A 16,717-nucleotide genomic window follows, 5' to 3' on the forward strand; every position below is an offset into this window, starting at 1 on the left:
TATATTTTATTCTGATTTGGGAAAGGAAAAGCGAAAAATAGTGCAGCCGGGTTCACTTTCCCAATTCCAACTGCCTCCGTATTTTTTAGAAATGGAAGCGGCAACCGCAAGTCCGATTCCTGCGCCTACTCCTTCCGATTTTCCGGAAGATAAAACTTCTCCCACTTGTTCTCTAATGTTTTTAGGAATACCGGAACCACTGTCTTCCACTTCACAGATAATTTTGGATTCCGCATCATAGATACTTACTTTAAGTTTTCCTTCTCCGGACATTGCTTGGTATGCATTATCCACTATCTGTGTCCAAAGTCTCACCAAATCTTCCGGAATACATCTCATAGTCGCTTCAGAGATATAATTTCTTTCGACTGTGACTCTGTTACCACCTGCGCCTTCGTATACACCGAGCACAACTTCCATTGTGTCGGAGACCTTGACCCATCTTTCCTTATCTTCTTTCGCGGTCCCTGAATAGGTTTCCAATGCGGATACAATCTTATACATTCTATCAGTGGATCTATGGATCACTTCTTCCGAAATTTCCAATCCTCTGACCGCCATTAAAAATTCGGAGATACGTTCCCATTCGGAACATCTGCATAATTGAAGAATGAACTCGGGACAATTCGCAAAACCTAACTCTGCTACGACTGCAGCTTTATCTCCTGCGTCCTCTATTTGTTCCTGTCTTAAGAACGCCTCTATGGAATGTCTGGTCTCTCTGAACTTTTTGCCGATCTGTTCTTTATCGTTTTCTAATGTTCTTTTTAAGGTGATATTAAAAAATTCTCTCTCCGATTCGTCTGCGTCGCTTAAGTATTCGAAAAGAAAAGGTAGAAGTATCGTAATTCTTTTTACATAAAAGGAAATATTCTCTCTGGATGCTCCGATAGCCCCTAATGGATTGTTGATTTGGTGGCTGACTGCGCCGGAGATCCTACCTATCGCAGCCAATCTTTCGTTTCTAAGTAAAGTTTCCTGCGCGGTTTTTAATTCCCCTAGAGTAACTTCTAATTCTTCTTTTTGGAGTCGGATAATCTCATTACGCGAATAGATCTCGGCAGATTCTCTTAAGATCTTTTCCGATCGGATCTGTTGGTCGATCGCCGCCAACAATTTCTCCTTCATATTCTCTAATGTTATGAAAAGATGATGGATCTCATCTTGGAATTTTCTGGTAGGGATCTGTGCAGAATAATTTCCGGCTCCTAAAGAATCCGCAAACGTAGTAGCTTCCGATAATCCTTCCGAGACGTATTTACAAAAGAATCTATCCAGAAAATATAAACATACGGGTAAGAGTGCAAATGTGATCAGTAAACATCTTAGAATGATCGGACCTAAATCATTCCAAAGAACTGAATCCGGAACATATACTTCAATTGCCCAGTTCTTTCCGTAAGTTCCCATACTGAATGGGAATATGTAGGAGTTCCCACCTTCTACTGGATAAGCAAAAGGTTGTCCGGAAGCTAGAGATTTCTGAATGGACTCTTTTACTTCAGGAGTTCCCGCATTCTTTCCTTGCAGGATTCCTTTAGCGCCATGGACCGCATACTTTCCACCAGGAGAGATCAATGCTAAATGTCCGTCGCCAAACGGCCTCTTGGAAAACAATTCTTCTTCCAAATCGGATAGTTTTAGGTCCAGGCCCACGATTCCTATAAATCTTCCATGGCGACTGATCGGCCGGATCAAGGAGATCATAAAAATATTCACTCCTTCTAACGGATAAAAATAAGGTTCTCCTACAAAGTCACTTAACGTAGCTTTTGGGATCTGGTAATAATTACCGCTTTCATCGGTATTATCGTAATAAACACTTTCTTCTAAGCTGATCTCATCCGGATTCTTGATACTTCTATGAAAGTACGGAACGAATCTACCCTTAGAGTTGGAACCTTTCCGGCCAATAAACGAAACATCCCTTCCATCAAAAAGATTCGGTTCAAAAACCGCGCCTGCTCCTAAAAATCTTTTATCATTTTGAAAAAGATCCACTAGATCCTTTTCAACGGAATCGCGAGAAGGACGAGTAAGCTCCCAACGAGTTTTAGCTTCTCCCACCTTGGAAATTGCTTCGGAAAAAATTTTACGTACTTCGAAGGAGGCACCTTCTGCTTTTGCAAACGCAGCTTCTTGGGAAGAAACTTTCGAATCATAAAATGCGGATGCAGCCACTAACATAGTCAGTAGAACAGAGAACGCAAATAGAACAATAGCGCAATAAAGAGAGAAGCGCGTTCGAAGGCTCATTATGCCCCCCTATTTATTTAAGGGCTGAGGTAATAGTGGTTACTAATTCTTTTTCGTCCCAGGGCTTTTTCAAGTAGCTGTATAAATTGATCTCTTTCTTTAAAGCTTCGACGGAAGCGATATCAGCATGACCTGTGATGATAATCTTTTGGATCTCCGGATATCTTTGGTGAACGATCCTCAAAAATTCGTCCCCTTTGATATTAGGCATCAGCCAATCAGAGATTACGATCAGGATCTTGACTCCTTCCGTTACCAATTCTTCAATGATCTGCATCGCTTCAGACGCATCTAGAGCGGTCTCATAACGATAAGTATCACCCAGATGTCTTTTGACTTGGGATTTCATACTCATCAAAATGAGCGCTTCATCATCAACAAAAAGAATCGCTTTCTCCACCGCTCCCCCGGTACCAACGTATAAATTAGACGAACAAAAACGAAAAAACCCCGGCTCAAAATCCGGAGCAAAACAAGGATACTTACTCTATAAATTATGTTTGCAACTCATTTTCGACTTTATCTCCCGAAAGAATGAGTTACAAGACCACCCGGAAAAAAATAGACCAAAGTACCTATTCAATAATTTTTATCGAAACCGGGGTTATGTCAGGAGAAGGCTGCATAATCAGGTATCCTTGCGAATATTCTATCCCCAGAGAACGTACAACTTTCAGTTCCTCCGGAGTAGAAACGAATTCTGCGACTACTTTCGCGCCGATTCTATGTGCAAGTTCTGTGATTGCAGAAGTCAGAATAAATGCTGTCCGATTTCTTTCCAAAGATTGTATAAATTTTCCATCTATCTTGATGAAGTCGGGTTGGATCTCCAGTAATCTGGAAAAATTCGAGTGCTCTACTCCGAAATCGTCGATTGCAATTTTTGCTCCCAATTCTTTCAGCTCTGCGATCACTTTCAGTCTTTCCGGATTTCCGTGAAAACTTGCAGTTTCTAAAATTTCAAAAGTTACTCTGGAAGGATTGATCCCGTAATGTTCCATTCTAGACAAAGCCCATTTCGGAAAACTTGGGCTTTCCAATTCGGTCTCGGACAAATTGATGGAGAATGAATAAGAAGAATCTGAAAATTTTTTAAGCGCCTTTTCGAAAAGGATAGGGCTGATCCTTCTCAAAAGTCCCGTGGACTTTGCCAGATACAAAAAGCTCGCGGGCGCATAAACTTTTCCGTCTTCCACGATCCTGGCAAGGCATTCGAATTTTTCCACCTTACCTGTTTGGTTGTCCATAATCCCTTGGAAATATGGTACGACATTGCCGGAATGGATCGCCTGGTTCAGTCTTTTTCCAAGATCCATATTGATCTTGTAAAGGTCTTGGTCGTCCATCTTCTCGGAATAGGAGTAAATACCTGATTCAGAATCGAATTCGGGCTCTTGGCTCGCTTTGACGAGTGCAAGCCTTGCCTTATAATATAGATCTTTTTTGCCACTGGCAGTGGCTATGGTCGCATTGATCCGGAAGGAAATTCCGGAAGCCGTAAAATAATCGGAGCGGAGAAGGATCCGAAATGCAATCAAATGAGGCAAAAACTCCTCTTCCGACACTTTGGAGAGGACCGCTACCTCGTCCTCGTATACATGGAAAATTTCTCCGTAGTTCCCAAGGATAGATTTCATAGAATCCAGGAACTTCTTCATTAGATCCTTATAGAGAGAAACTCCGAAATCTCTTGTAGTCAAAGAAGTAGATTCTATTCGTATTAACGCGAGAAGAGAATCTTCTTTTTCTTCGGCTGCGAGATCCAATCTTCTTCTTAATGATTCCAAATTAGGGAGTCCGGAATCTCTATTATAAAGAAGTGCTTCTTCTAATTTTTTATTTAGCTCGGAAAGAGAAATATCTGATTCATAAGAACGGACCGCTTCTTTCACGGTCATGAGTAGATCGTTTGAGTCCCAGGGTTTGGAAAGATATCTGTATAAGTTCGCTTTATTCAAAGCATTTCCCACGGACTCTGCACTCGCCTGTCCAGTGAGCATAATTTTTCTGGTATTCGGATTTGTTTCTTGGATGCGTATTAAGAACTCATCCCCTCTAATCCCCGGCATTACCTGGTCGCTTAATATCGCTGGGATATGAATTCCCGCCTGATTACATTCTTCCACTATTTGGAGAGCGAGTTCTGCGCTGTCTGCCGCTTCTATCTGGTAACTTTTTCCGAAGGCGGATTTGAGCTGCTCTTTGAGTCCCCTCAAGATGATCAACTCGTCATCGACGCATAAAATCACCGATCTTTTAGGCGATTCTTCTGATGATCCATTTTCTTGGTTTTTCACGATCGGATACTCGTAGAACTTGGAATTAGACGTGGAAAAAAAGAATTTCCGGCCCGGACCAAAAGAATATTTTTATTCTTAGAGAGCGTCATGATAAAGATTATTTTTGAAAACGACAAGGAAGTATTCCTCGAGCCTTCCGAATTAAACAAGTCATTATTACAGATTTCGCTGGATGCAGACATCCCTCATATACACGCATGTGGAGGTAACGCACGTTGTTCTACTTGTAGGGTATTGATCCAAGAAGGAGACGAACATCTTCTTCCCCGCAACGAAAAAGAAACGGCGTTAGCTCAGAAGAAGGGTTTTCCGGATAACGTAAGACTCGCCTGCCAGACGAAAACCACAGGTGATATCGTACTCAGAAGATTAGTTATAGATGAAGCTGATAAGGCCCTCGCTTCTACTTTTTCAGATCTGATCTCTGGGATAGAAAAACCTGTTGCGATCTTATTTAGTGATATTAGAGGTTTTACCGGTTTTTCCGAAAGTCATTTGCCTTATGATGTAATTCATATTCTAAATCGGTACTTTTATAGGATGGGAGATAAGGTCCTAAAGTACGGCGGGATCATTGATAAATATATAGGCGATGGACTTATGGCGATCTTCGGTTTAGAAGATCCTGATCCGGTCCGTGCAAACCTAAATGCGATCCGCTCGGCATTGGAAATGAGATCCGAATTAGAAAGTTTGAATACTTATCTCCAAAATCATTTGGGTTCCGAATTCGAAATAGGGATCGGTATCAATTATGGAACTGCAATCCTAGGAAAATTAGGTCATCCATTAAGCATGTCCTTCACTGCGATCGGAGACACGGTCAACTCTGCAAGCAGGATAGAAACAACCACTAAGAAGGCAGGTGCAAAAATTTTAGTCTCTCAAAAGGTTTACGAATCCGTAAAAGAAAGAATTCAGAAAGGAAGAAGTTTCGAAACGAAACTGAAAGGTAAGACCGGGAACTATAGAGTCCACGAAGTATTAGGGACTAAAAATAATTGTGAAGGAAGCACTTGGCAAGAAACAGGATACAGGATCTGGGATAAGATCGATCCTACGGAAGTTGGAGCCTGGCTTCGTATGGTATTTCACGCTTCTTCTATCTTCTCCGCCGATGGAGAATGGTTAGGTCTCGAAGGTTCGATTCGTTTTCCTAGCATCTTAAATGATGAGAATAATCGCGGAGTCGCAAAACAAATTGAAGAGATCATTCATTTAAGAGAAGAAATGGAAAAAGAAGGAAGAGTTGGAATTCCTTCTCTTTCGGATATGATCGCTCTTTCGGGAGCACTCGCACTTCAAAAAGCGGGAGGACCTCAGGTCCATATTCTAACAGGTAGAAAGGATGCGAATTATCCAAGTGGAAGAATGCTTATGCCTGTGGACAGTCCGGACGTAAAGGATTCTTTGGATTATTTTTCTATGATGGGATTTTCCACAAGAGATACGGTTCTATTAATGGGAGTCCATACATTGGGCTGGCATTCTAAGGGTTCTTTTACGGAGACTCCGAATATATTCAATAATCATTATTTTAGGGATCTACTTTTAGACGGTGGAGTCAGAATGCTCGCAACAGACAGGGCACTACTCGGCTCCGAAGAAACCAAAAGAATGGTGATGGAATACGCGCTCAACGAGTCCTTATTTTTCAAAGACTTCCAAGGGCTTTACCAAAGATTGGTAGAACAAAAACGATTGGAAGAATCCTGACTCCGTTTTTTTCTGGAATTAGATGCGATTCCAGCCCGCTTTAGACAAGATCCCGGCTTACGAGGCCGGCAAACCGATTGAACTAGTTGTACGTGAATACGGAATTTCTCCTGAGAAAGTTCTCAAACTTGCCTCCAATGAGAATCCTTATGGTGTATCTCCCAAGGTTTCCGAGGTCATTAAAGAAGCTGTATATAAGATGCCCTTATATCCTGACGACTCCTATAAGGCGTTAAAGGATGCGCTTGCAAAAGCGCATGAAGTAGATGCAAAAAACGTAATACAAGGGAACGGTAGTGACCAGATATTCGATTTTGCGACACGATCCGTTCTAAGCCCTGGAGATAAAATCCTCCAAAACGGCAAAACATTCTCCATGTATTCCATTTACGCAGGACAATGCGGGGCCGAGACAATCCAAACCGGTTCGGAACTCCATGATCTGGACCAGTTTTTAGACCTGTATAAAAAACATTCTCCTAAGATCATATTCATATGCACTCCTTGTAATCCGATCGGGGACGCTTTGGATCAGTCGGACCTATACACTTTTCTCCAAAAAATTTCCTCGGATACGATGGTGGTTTTGGACGCTGCTTATATGGAGTTCGGAAAGACCAGAGATCCTAAAAAAGAAGTCAAAGCGGCGGATGTAATTTCAAAATTCCCGAATGTATTATATACAAATACATTCTCTAAAATTTACGGATTAGGCGGAATGAGGATCGGATATGGTATCGCTTCCGAAGAAATGATCCGCGCATTCTACAAATTGAGACCTCCATTCAATGTTTCTCAACTTTCTCAATTGGCGGCGGCAACTGCATTAGCTGATAGAGAGTTCGTGGAAAATTATCTCAAATCAAACTTAAAAGAGATGGTCCGTTACGAAGAATTTGCAAAGAAGAAGGGCCTTTCTTACTTCGAATCCTATGCAAACTTTATCACGATCAAATTGGACCAAGCAAAATTGGATTCCACCCAAACCTTCGAGACATTGCTGAAGGAAGGGATTATATTAAGAAATCTAAAAAGTTACGGATTGAACGCTTTGAGAATTACGATAGGAAGGCCGGAGCAGAACGACAGGGTATTAGAAAGACTTTCGGAACTCTTATGAGAAGAAGTTCCGGATTTATTTTTCGTATAGATCTGGTCTTAGTCGGACCACTTTTTCGTCTCTGCTTTCTGCCTTTTTAGTGGAGAAATTTACAGCTTCCGAACGAGCAAATTCCTTTCTAACCTGGATAGGTCCAGCGGATTGAAATTGGCTTTTTTCGTTTTTCTCTTTTTCGGATCGAAACATTCGAAACCTCCTTTTTTCGTCTTAAGGGTAAGACCCGCAGTTTCCATATTTAGTTTCGTCTCGAAACAGCGAATTCCTTACCGTATTATGTCAAAATTTTCTAGTTCATTATTACCTTACTCCCTATCTACAACAAGTGGATGACTAGAATATTACAGAAAGATATTTCTTTTAAAGCGAAGGTAGGAACTCCTTTCCGAAAATCCGCCAGGAAGTTTCGAAAAGAAGCCTAGATTAGATTAAGCTGCAACAGAAGATCCAGATTTTTGGGACAATACTCCTACTCCGGATAAAGTATCCTTCACAGGGCAGATCCTTTCTATATGAGCAAGTAGTGAATCCACATTCTCTTTAGGAGAATCTGTTTGGATATCTACTCTATAACGGATTTGAGAAAACCCAGGACGAACTGGTGCAATTTCCTGGAACCCGTCCAAATCCAGATCTCCTTCCACGAATATATGGAAATCCTTTAATTCTACCTTATGAGCTGGAGCATAAAGAGAAACCAAAACTCCGACACAACTTGCAAGACCACCTAACACAAGTTCAACTGGATTCGGCCCTTGGTCCGTTCCACCTAAAATTTCAGGCTCGTCCACTACCCATTTATGATTCCTGGATTGCAGGTTTAGTTTCAAACCTCCTGCCCAAGAAGCCTTACTTTCAAATACAGTATTTGCCATATCTTCCTCCCGAAGTTAAAATCATTCGGGATCCTGGCTTTTGGATGGGAAGAATTTAATATGTTATTACGGATATTTTAGACGTTTTATTGAACAAAGGAATGGACCTTTGCCCAATCACTTGGTCTTACATTTTTTCGCCGGGCAATTCACTGGCCTGTTTGATCCAGGAAGAAAGTTGGGCCTCGTCTATTTTATCAGTCTCTTTGATATCCAGGTAACGAACTTCCTTATGTTTGGATTCACCAGGAGGAAGCGGTTTTAAATGGCTTCCTCTAAAGAAGGCAACCTTAACGTATTTATTGAAAACATGAATTCCAAGAAACCAACCATCTCCTTCGATCCCATATAAAGGAGAGTTCCATTTTACTGCCTTATATACGTAAGGAACAGTGCGGACTATAATTTCGTCCAGCTTTCGCCCTATCTCTTTTTTCCAACCTGGCATTGCGGAAATATATTCTTGGACCGGGCCGTCACCATAACCTTTTGCAATTTGTGGATTACCGCCTGAAAGTAAGACCGGATCCTTTTTTTTAGCCGCAGGTTTAACTTTTACCTTCTTTGCTGGTGCCTTCTTCTTAATCATCTAATCCCTTTCCTTTCAGAATATGAGGGATATACTTTTGGATCCTCGCCTCTCTTGTCTTCGCTTGTTTCGCGGAAGAAAAATGAAGAAGATATCCTCTTTGCCTTCCTGGAGTTAAGGAATCAAAAGCGGATTTTAAATTGGGAGATTCCTCAAGTTTACTTAAAAATTCCTCAGGCATATCAAATTCTTTCGTCTTTTTGAAATTTACTTTTTGGCCCGACTTCTCCACTTCTATAGCATTTTTGATATAAGATTTTAAAGCAGTTTTGAGTTTATCGATTTCTTTCAGATTCGTAAATCGGATCTGGCGAGCCGACTGTACATTCTTGGTTTGTTGGATTAAAATTCCTTTTGGGTCTTTTAATAGTGCACCTTTGAAAAACAAAAATGCACAATATTCTTTGAATCCGTGTATCAAAACTATATTATTGTCCTGAGACGTGTAACAAGGTTGACCCCATTTTAATTCTTCGGTAAGTCCTGAAGCTAAAGCGATCTTACGTAATGCTTCATATTCTTCCTTCCATTGTTTGGCCTTATTAAAAAAGAAATCAACCTTGGGATTCATTGATGGATCAACCTTGTAATTTTCTGTCAGCGGGTCTGAAATACCAGGATACTACAGTAAGCACCAGCAATAATACGGGTCCAAAATATTCTTTTGCACCGTCTCCTGCCGCGAAATGAGAGAACACTGCTCCTGACATTGTAAAGAAAAATCCCGCGTAAGCCCATTCCTTTACCAAAGGATATTTAGGGACAAGAACAGCGATCACTCCTAATAATTTCCAAATACCTAATATGATCATCAAATAAGCGGGATAACCTAAATGTGCAAACATATCCGCTTCTTCTTTCATTTGGATCGTTTGAACGATCCCGGTCGATACCATTCCCAAAGAAAGCCAAGCAGTGGCGATCCAATATATAATCTTATTTCTCATTTCCAAAATCCTATTTTAATTTAATTACGATTTCTTGTAATCTGTTATGAGCCATATTGATACCTTGTGCGAAAGGTAACTTTAATAGCTGGTCTCTATGTGAGACAGACTTGAATATTATGTGCATAGTAAGTTTACTTTTCTCTTCGCCCAATGAGTCGAATTCTAAAAATTCAAGCTGGGGTGGAAAAGTCGAATTTTCCATTTCAAAAGTACGAATAATCTTTTGGTCCGGAACAAATTCATGGATAACGCCATTAAATCCGTGTTTGTTTCCAAGAGGATCTGTGGTTACATATTGCCAGCTTCCATGCTTACTTGCTTCTAATTTCAAAACTTTTGTCCCCATCCATTCTTCTACGATCTCCGGTTCAATATGCGCCTTAAAAAGTAGATCCACAGGAAGATCAAATTCTCTTGTGATCAGCAATTCTTGTTTGCCGTCTTCTGCATCAATTTTGGTTTTTCTTTCCATATTCTATTTTCTTGATTTGTATTTTTTCATTACGGATTCAAGCTTATTGAAGCGATCGTCCCACATGTTACGGAATGGTTCTATAAAGTCGGCAATTTCTTTCATCTTATTCGGATTCAATTGGTAATAAATTTCCCTACCGTTTTGCTCTTGTTTCAGCAATTCGCACTCTGTAAGTATCTGTAAATGTTTGGAAACAGTAGGCCTGGCAGTATCAAAATTAGAAGCGATAGCTCCTGCAGTCATTGCCTGAGAGGCCACTAACAGGAGTATTGCCCGTCTAGTAGGGTCTGCGATTGCCTGAAAAACGTCCCTTCTTAGATTCATTATGTAGTCACTTAACTACGAATAAAAATGTAGCTATTTAACTACGCAACATTTTTTTGAAGTTTTTTACGGAAATTATAAGAGTGGCTTACTCGTAATTTTTGCCGGAGATCTTTTTCCAAATGGAGGCCAGATGTTCTCTGATCTTTCCTTCCATTCCGTTTTTGGTTGGCTTATAGAATTGAGGAGGATTGTCCGAAAGATCGTCCGGAAAATAGGAGAATGGCACAAACCCGCCGAAATCATGAGGATACTTGTAACCCTGACCTGCTCCTTCTTTTTTATGAGTAGAAGTAGGAGCATTTCTAAGTCGGTTTGGGATCTTTAAACTTGGTCCCCTTTCTTTTACGAAAGAAAGTGCGGAACCTATTCCCAAATAAGACGCGTTGGACTTGGGACAAGAAGCTAAGAATGTAGTGACCTGCCCTAAAACGATCCTTCCCTCGGGCATTCCGATCGTTTCTAATGCATGCAGTCCGGCGACCGCCAAAGGTAAACCATGAACGGAAGCATTTCCAATATCTTCAGAGGCCAGGATGATAAGTCGCCTTGCGATGAAGAGCGGGTCTTCTCCTCCTTCTAACATCATCGCTAAATAGAATAATGCCGCGTCAGGATCACTTCCTCTCACCGACTTGATGAATGCGGAGATCACATCATAATGGCTTTCTCCGCTTTGGTCGTATTCGATTACTCTACTTTCTAAGAATGTTTCTATATCGGAGGCCTCTATGGAAGCTCCGGAATCTCTGGAAAGAACGAGTCCTTCTAAATTAGAGAGAAGTTTTCTTGCATCTCCTCCCGAATAACGGACGAGCAATGAACTTGCTTCTTTTGTAATATTAGGTTTTGGATCTAAAGATTCTATTCCTCTGGAAAGTATTTCCAAAAGATCGTTCTCTCCCAATGGTTCAAGTCTGAGTACCTGGCATCTGGATAATAATGGCCTTGTAATTCGAAAGGATGGATTTTCGGTAGTTGCTCCTATTAGAACAATCCCTCCTGTCTCCACTCCTTTTAATAAACTATCTTGTTGAGAAGAACTGAAACGATGTATCTCATCTAAAAATAGAAGAATACTCCCTTCTTTCTCGGATCTTTCTAATAGTTTTTTGATATCTGCAACGCCTGTGGTGACTGCGTTGTATTCTACAAAAGGTAGTTTCCAGGTATTTCCTAAGATCCTGGCGATTGTGGATTTTCCTGTGCCGGGAGGTCCGTACAACAGAATGCTTACCGGTTCTTTATATTTTTGTAATTGAAGTTTTGCCTTTTCCTGTCCTATGACCTGAGCAAAAGAACTAGGCCTGATCTTATGAGGAAGAGGAGCTCTCTCAAATAGACTGCCCAAGATCTTCTTCCAATTCTCTTTGGATCTTACGTATGCAGGAGCGGATTGTAGAATTGCACACATCGCAGGCACTATGACAACATACTAAGGATTGTTCTCTGATCTTTCCATCCAATACATTCTCTATCAATTCGGAAATACGAACAGGTAAAGCGAACCAATCTAAATTTTCTAAGATCAATTCTTTTCTGGTTTTAGGAATGAGTCTGGGAGAATCGTCCTTCATCTAAACTTTTGTACCTTTGTTTATAACTTACGTCAATCCGAATGTTCAGATCCCGATCCATCCGCCCTTTATTAGATAGTAATAAAGAATAAAACGTGGGATCCTAAAAAGTGCCGCTGCAAAAAAAAGATCAAGCCTCATCTTCATTACACCAGCCGCCACCGAAGTCCAAGAGTATGGCAATGGAGTGAGAGCCGCAAGAACCACCGCCCAGAAGCCGAATCTTTTTACGTATACTTCTAACTTTTCTTCATGGTTTCGAATGAACTTGGAAAAGACTGTTAACTTAGGAAGAAGGAATCTTCCTTGGGAATAAGAACATCCTCCCGCAAGTAAAGACCCTACAGAAGCAAAAAAGATTACCCAGAAATCAGGCATCTTTGCCGCTACTGCCAGGATCAAAAATGTATCTGGCGGAAAAAATACATGTACTGAGTCCGCAATGAATATGGAAAGTCCCACTCCCCATACTCCAGTGTAATCCAAAAAGAGCCCGGCAACCTGAGTCACCCTTTCATTAAAAAATCTTGCGAGAACAAGTACTACCAATAACAAGATCACGCTTGCGATCAATGTTTGTCTGACCAAGGTGGAGATTACATTTTCAGTGGAGTTTTTAAGTTCTTGGGATTCCGTTTTCAAATTTTACCTGCGATGAAACATTCTTTCCAGATCTTCTCTGGTTAATTTAACCAAGGTGGGTCTTCCGTGAGGACAACGGGATGGATTCTCACAATAACTCAAACGGTTCAGCATCTCTGCGATTAGATGGTCCGAAAGTTGATCCCCTTTTTTAACTGCAGATCTACAAGCCACACATTTTGCCATAAGATCGTATAACTCAGGCTCGGGAACTTCTTTGCCTCCGGTTCGATTTAAAAAATCAAGAACGATCTCTTTTTCATGTCCCGGCAAAAAGTAACCTGGAACTTCTCGAAGGACCATTGTGTCTTCTCCGAGTGAATCTAATTTTAAACCGACTTCTTGGTATTCACCAAGTCTATCTTTGATATCTTCCGCTTCTTGTTTAGATACGGGAATACGGACAGGAGTGAGAAGAGGTTGAATGCCGTAATTTTTCTTTTTCAGTTTTCTTAATACTTCTTCGTAACGGATCCTTTCGTGGGCAGTGTGTTGGTCTATGATATAAAAACCATCTTCTCCTTCTGCCAAGATAAACGTTTCGAATAAGAGTCCGAAATGTTTTTTAGGAATAAACTCTGAATGTTTGATCGGTATATCCGTTAGATCATCCAATCTGGAGCCGGGACCGACTGCTTCTACAGGAAAAGAAGGAGAATGTTTCACTTCTTCATAAAGTGCTCCTCCTAAAAGTTGTTGTTCCATTCCTGGAGAAGAATTACCGGAAAATGAATATAATGTGGATTCCATCTTTTTAGGTTCAGGTCTTAAAAGCCTGTTTTTTAATTCTAAAAAGCTGACCGGTGTGCTGGATCTAAGTTCTTTTTGGATCAATTGCAAGAAGAATGTATTAAATCCTTCCTCATCCAAGAAACGGATCTCTTTTTTAGCAGGATGAACGTTTACATCTATGGATTCCGGATCTACTTCAAAAAACAAAAAGCAGTACGGATGAGCGTTTGGAGGAAGAAGTTCATCATAACATTTTTTTAATAAATGAGAGGAATATTTGATCTCAACCGGTCTTCCATTCACGAATATGAACTGGCCTGTTCGATTCGATTTATAAAAATCAGGATCGCTGATATAACCTTTCGCCCTCCAACCTTTTCTTTCCAGTTGGACCTCCAACAAATGGTCCCTGAAATTTTCTCCGAATAGGTCTATGATCCTTTCTCTTTTATCTTTAGGGGGAAGTCTATATATCTCTTTATGATCCTGAACGAATCTAAATCGGATATCTTCTCTTGCGAGAGCCTGGACGGTTACCTTGTCACGGATCTTCTTATCTTCTGAACGAACCGATTTTAAAAATTTCCTTCTGACCGGAGTATTATAAAATAGATCCTCAACCAGGATCTTAGTCCCTTGAAAACCAGGGATAGATTCTTTGGAAAGGATTTGTCCTTTTTCCGCCCTCACCTTCCATGCAGTAGGTTGTCCTGTTCCTGTTTCAATCGTGAGTTTGGAAACGGAGGCGATGGATGCCAATGCTTCTCCCCTAAATCCATAAGAAGAAACTAATTCAAGATCTTTTAATGTACGGATCTTACTTGTGGCATGTCTTTGGATCGCAAGAGGGATATCCTCTTCTTCTATTCCAGATCCATTATCCGAAAGAAGAAGTGAGGTCAAACCTCCGTCTCTGGATTCCACTTCGATCGTGTCTGCGCCTGCATCCACTGAGTTCTCCATCATTTCTTTGAGGACTGAGTGAGCAGATTCTATCACTTCCCCGGCGGCGATTTGGTTGATTAATTCCGGACTGAGTTCTTGGATCCTTCCCATATAGTTTGGACCCAGCTTGGAAGGTGGAAATCTTATGTCAAGATTGGATTTCCGGTTTAGATAGAGCAATTTCTAGTATAAATTCGGAACCTTTGCCGGGCACACTTTGGACGGAAATATCCCCATCCATCTTTTGGGCGAGAGCCTTACAAAGTGCAAGCCCGAGCCCTGCTCCTTGGAATGGTTTAGTAACACCGGAATCCACTTGTTGGAACGGATTGAATATAGAACTGAGTTTATCTTCCGGGATTCCTATGCCAGAGTCTTGGACCCTAAATCTAAGCCTATAATCCAGATTGGTGTCTTGGATCTTTTCTCCGGAAAGTTTGACGAATCCTTTTACGGTGAACTTCTCCGCATTTTCCAAAAGGACCAAAAGCATAGTTTTAAATCTTTCTTCATCACCCTCCACAATCTCAGGAAGGTTATCTGAAAGTGTTACACTAAAGTCCAAATTCTTTCTACGGATCTTATCTTCGACCCTCATCGCAGCTTCATAAACAGAAGCTTTAAGGCTAAAACGTTTATTCAAAAGGTATAATGTACCTTTTTCCAAACTGGATGCATCCAACATAGAACCAAGGATGACCATCATAGCATCCCCGCTTCTTTTAAGTAACTCCAACATCTCTTGGTGTTCCGGTTTGAGATCGGAATCCAATAACATCTGAGTGATCCCCATGATCCCGTTCATAGGAGTCCGGACTTCATGGTCTACGTTGATCAAAAATTCACTTTTTGCTTTATTGGCAGCCTCTGCTTCGTCTCTTGCAAATTCTAATTCCCTAGTTCTCTTTCTGACTAATTCTTCCAGATTGGTATTCAGAATTTCTTGGACCTTCTCTCTTTCTCTGAATCCACTTAACATTTTGCTAGACAAAGAAAGAGAATTTCCGAGTACGAATATTCCTACTCCTATCCCACTCAACTCCCATGAATCTAAAAGTTCTGCATGAAATAATATCTCACTTATCATAAAGAATAGAAGGAAAATAAAACCGGTGAGATAGATATAAGCCCCCACCATTTTCTGAGAAACCGCTTTTGCTAAAACAACAAGAGAACAAGCTCCGTTAAACACGAATAATATATATGAAGGATTGATCAGATAAGAATAGATCGCAGGTCCTGTAAACAAAGTGATTAGCGTAAAAATTCCTGCGAAAATATAACTGAGTTTCAGAAAATTTTTACCGAAGCCGGAAGGGAATACTACCAATAAAAAATGGAAGGCCAAAGGCATTCCCATAAACCAGGTGATAAATTCGGTTCTTAGATAAATCTCTGGCCCCACTAAAAAATGTTCCGGAAATAATCTAACTCCGGTGGAATATAATCTTAGCCCAACCGTTATGGAAAGAAGTCCCAGAATGAATGCGGAAGGATCTTTTTTATAAAAAGCAGATACGAATATATGGAATAAACCTAAAAAGAAAAGTCCTCCGCAGAGTATTCCTTCCAAGTCCCTTCTGTCCATATAATAGCGACTTACACATTCTGCAGTGCCTAAGATCGGAGGTTTCCAAAGCCCTCCCTTTCTATATTGGTAATTTGAAATTTCAAAATCAAGATGCGCTGTTCCCTGCCATACCGGAAGGATAGAATAGCTGGTCTTAAGTTCCAGACCATCCTCGGTCGGATCTCCTACTTTCCCAACTTCATTGATTACTTTTCCGTTAAACAGTATTCTATAATTTGTTCCTTGGTCATAAGAAACCAAATGTAAATTTTCTACAGGAGTAGAAGAGACCAAGTCCACTCTATACAATGCTTTTCCGTATTTAGGAAATTCTCCCTCGTCCGAACCTGGCCAATCATGTTTAGTCCAGCTACCAGGGACAACGTTTAAGGAAAATTTTTCAGGCTCTTTGGGAAGACTTGTATCTGGAGCGGCACCCAACCAGGCAAACTTCCAATCTCCCGTCATTCGGAAACATTTTCCCTGGTGGACGGACTTCTCCCAATCTATAACACCATTCTCTAATAAAGCTTTTTTAGGAGAAGGTGTACAGTATGCGAAAAATAAGAATGCCGCCAAAAGAAAGAGCGGATCCTTTTTGGACAAAATTCCCATAGAGTTGGCTATCTTTTATCGATTTGCCGGAAAT

General features: G+C 40.8%; 17 protein-coding genes. 2 read left to right on the forward strand and 15 right to left on the reverse strand.

What is annotated here, in order from left to right:
• Window positions 1-6 precede the first annotated feature (6 nt).
• The 3 genes from EHO58_RS08260 to EHO58_RS08270 all read right to left on the reverse strand — a co-directional run bounded on the left by EHO58_RS08260 (window position 7) and on the right by EHO58_RS08270 (window position 4,553).
• Window positions 7-2,256 carry an ATP-binding protein gene (locus tag EHO58_RS08260; protein ID WP_135628560.1) on the reverse strand — a complete coding sequence of 750 codons (2,250 nt, stop codon included), beginning with the start codon at window positions 2,254-2,256 and terminating at the stop codon, window positions 7-9.
• Window positions 2,257-2,269: 13 nt separating this feature from the next.
• A complete protein-coding gene (locus EHO58_RS08265) occupies window positions 2,270-2,656 on the reverse strand; it encodes a response regulator (RefSeq protein WP_008597002.1) in 387 nt (128 codons plus the stop codon).
• Window positions 2,657-2,831: 175 nt separating this feature from the next.
• The gene (locus tag EHO58_RS08270) at window positions 2,832-4,553 is read right to left on the reverse strand and encodes an EAL domain-containing protein (RefSeq protein WP_135628561.1); all 1,722 of its coding nucleotides are present in this window, start codon (window positions 4,551-4,553) and stop codon (window positions 2,832-2,834) included.
• 90 nt (window positions 4,554-4,643) lie between these two features.
• Here EHO58_RS08270 and EHO58_RS08275 point away from each other — a divergent pair, with 90 nt between their 5' ends.
• The gene (locus tag EHO58_RS08275) at window positions 4,644-6,272 is read left to right on the forward strand and encodes a peroxidase family protein (protein WP_244241107.1); all 1,629 of its coding nucleotides are present in this window, start codon (window positions 4,644-4,646) and stop codon (window positions 6,270-6,272) included.
• A gap of 22 nt (window positions 6,273-6,294) precedes the next feature.
• Window positions 6,295-7,392, forward strand: a complete 1,098-nt coding sequence (gene hisC / locus EHO58_RS08280) for a histidinol-phosphate transaminase (protein ID WP_135679627.1) — start codon at window positions 6,295-6,297, stop codon at window positions 7,390-7,392.
• A gap of 15 nt (window positions 7,393-7,407) precedes the next feature.
• On the opposite strand, the gene EHO58_RS19550 is transcribed toward hisC, so the two are convergent.
• The 12 genes from EHO58_RS19550 to EHO58_RS08335 form a co-directional block, all read right to left on the reverse strand.
• The gene (locus tag EHO58_RS19550; protein ID WP_165780259.1) at window positions 7,408-7,578 is read right to left on the reverse strand and encodes a hypothetical protein; all 171 of its coding nucleotides are present in this window, start codon (window positions 7,576-7,578) and stop codon (window positions 7,408-7,410) included.
• Between the two features lie 239 nt (window positions 7,579-7,817).
• Complete coding sequence (locus EHO58_RS08285) at window positions 7,818-8,264, reverse strand: OsmC family protein (protein ID WP_135679628.1); 447 nt, start codon at window positions 8,262-8,264, stop codon at window positions 7,818-7,820.
• A 127-nt stretch (window positions 8,265-8,391) separates the two neighbouring features.
• Complete coding sequence (locus EHO58_RS08290) at window positions 8,392-8,853, reverse strand: DUF1801 domain-containing protein (RefSeq protein ID WP_135679629.1); 462 nt, start codon at window positions 8,851-8,853, stop codon at window positions 8,392-8,394.
• Window positions 8,846-9,424 carry a YdeI/OmpD-associated family protein gene (locus EHO58_RS08295; RefSeq protein ID WP_135679630.1) on the reverse strand — a complete coding sequence of 193 codons (579 nt, stop codon included), beginning with the start codon at window positions 9,422-9,424 and terminating at the stop codon, window positions 8,846-8,848. Before EHO58_RS08295 ends, EHO58_RS08290 begins: the two co-directional genes overlap by 8 nt.
• A 7-nt stretch (window positions 9,425-9,431) precedes the next feature.
• Window positions 9,432-9,800, reverse strand: coding sequence for a DoxX family protein (locus EHO58_RS08300; protein ID WP_135628566.1), 369 nt, complete (start codon window positions 9,798-9,800; stop codon window positions 9,432-9,434).
• A 10-nt stretch (window positions 9,801-9,810) separates the two neighbouring features.
• Window positions 9,811-10,275 (reverse strand): SRPBCC domain-containing protein, encoded by a 465-nt coding sequence (locus tag EHO58_RS08305; protein ID WP_135679631.1) that lies wholly within the window; start codon window positions 10,273-10,275, stop codon window positions 9,811-9,813.
• Between the two features lie 3 nt (window positions 10,276-10,278).
• The gene (locus tag EHO58_RS08310; RefSeq protein WP_100710562.1) at window positions 10,279-10,602 is read right to left on the reverse strand and encodes an ArsR/SmtB family transcription factor; all 324 of its coding nucleotides are present in this window, start codon (window positions 10,600-10,602) and stop codon (window positions 10,279-10,281) included.
• Window positions 10,603-10,690: 88 nt separating this feature from the next.
• Window positions 10,691-11,953 (reverse strand): replication-associated recombination protein A, encoded by a 1,263-nt coding sequence (locus EHO58_RS08315; protein WP_135679632.1) that lies wholly within the window; start codon window positions 11,951-11,953, stop codon window positions 10,691-10,693.
• Window positions 11,937-12,179 (reverse strand): hypothetical protein, encoded by a 243-nt coding sequence (locus EHO58_RS08320; RefSeq protein ID WP_135679633.1) that lies wholly within the window; start codon window positions 12,177-12,179, stop codon window positions 11,937-11,939. Before EHO58_RS08320 ends, EHO58_RS08315 begins: the two co-directional genes overlap by 17 nt.
• Before the next feature lie 45 nt (window positions 12,180-12,224).
• Window positions 12,225-12,821 carry a YqaA family protein gene (locus EHO58_RS08325; RefSeq protein ID WP_135679634.1) on the reverse strand — a complete coding sequence of 199 codons (597 nt, stop codon included), beginning with the start codon at window positions 12,819-12,821 and terminating at the stop codon, window positions 12,225-12,227.
• 3 nt (window positions 12,822-12,824) lie between these two features.
• Window positions 12,825-14,609, reverse strand: a complete 1,785-nt coding sequence (gene mutL, locus EHO58_RS08330; protein ID WP_135679635.1) for a DNA mismatch repair endonuclease MutL — start codon at window positions 14,607-14,609, stop codon at window positions 12,825-12,827.
• A gap of 37 nt (window positions 14,610-14,646) precedes the next feature.
• Window positions 14,647-16,683, reverse strand: a complete 2,037-nt coding sequence (locus EHO58_RS08335; protein WP_135679636.1) for a sensor histidine kinase — start codon at window positions 16,681-16,683, stop codon at window positions 14,647-14,649.
• Between the last annotated feature and the right edge of the window lie 34 nt (window positions 16,684-16,717).

This window comes from Leptospira selangorensis, from assembly GCF_004769405.1.
Taxonomy (GTDB): domain Bacteria; phylum Spirochaetota; class Leptospiria; order Leptospirales; family Leptospiraceae; genus Leptospira_B; species Leptospira_B selangorensis.

Bases quoted from the DNA above. Each gene is read 5' to 3' on its own strand.
- hisC (WP_135679627.1), top strand. From the start codon at position 6,295: ATGCGATTCCAGCCCGCTTTAGACAAGATCCCGGCTTACGAGGCCGGC.
- EHO58_RS08290 (WP_135679629.1), bottom strand. From the start codon at position 8,853: ATGATTAAGAAGAAGGCACCAGCAAAGAAGGTAAAAGTTAAACCTGCG.
- EHO58_RS08300 (WP_135628566.1), bottom strand. From the start codon at position 9,800: ATGAGAAATAAGATTATATATTGGATCGCCACTGCTTGGCTTTCTTTG.
- EHO58_RS19550 (WP_165780259.1), bottom strand. From the start codon at position 7,578: ATGTTTCGATCCGAAAAAGAGAAAAACGAAAAAAGCCAATTTCAATCC.
- EHO58_RS08320 (WP_135679633.1), bottom strand. From the start codon at position 12,179: ATGAAGGACGATTCTCCCAGACTCATTCCTAAAACCAGAAAAGAATTG.
- EHO58_RS08305 (WP_135679631.1), bottom strand. From the start codon at position 10,275: ATGGAAAGAAAAACCAAAATTGATGCAGAAGACGGCAAACAAGAATTG.
- EHO58_RS08335 (WP_135679636.1), bottom strand. From the start codon at position 16,683: ATGGGAATTTTGTCCAAAAAGGATCCGCTCTTTCTTTTGGCGGCATTC.
- EHO58_RS08295 (WP_135679630.1), bottom strand. From the start codon at position 9,424: ATGAATCCCAAGGTTGATTTCTTTTTTAATAAGGCCAAACAATGGAAG.
- EHO58_RS08260 (WP_135628560.1), bottom strand. From the start codon at position 2,256: ATGAGCCTTCGAACGCGCTTCTCTCTTTATTGCGCTATTGTTCTATTT.
- EHO58_RS08275 (WP_244241107.1), top strand. From the start codon at position 4,644: ATGATAAAGATTATTTTTGAAAACGACAAGGAAGTATTCCTCGAGCCT.
- EHO58_RS08310 (WP_100710562.1), bottom strand. From the start codon at position 10,602: ATGAATCTAAGAAGGGACGTTTTTCAGGCAATCGCAGACCCTACTAGA.
- EHO58_RS08285 (WP_135679628.1), bottom strand. From the start codon at position 8,264: ATGGCAAATACTGTATTTGAAAGTAAGGCTTCTTGGGCAGGAGGTTTG.
- mutL (WP_135679635.1), bottom strand. From the start codon at position 14,609: ATGGGAAGGATCCAAGAACTCAGTCCGGAATTAATCAACCAAATCGCC.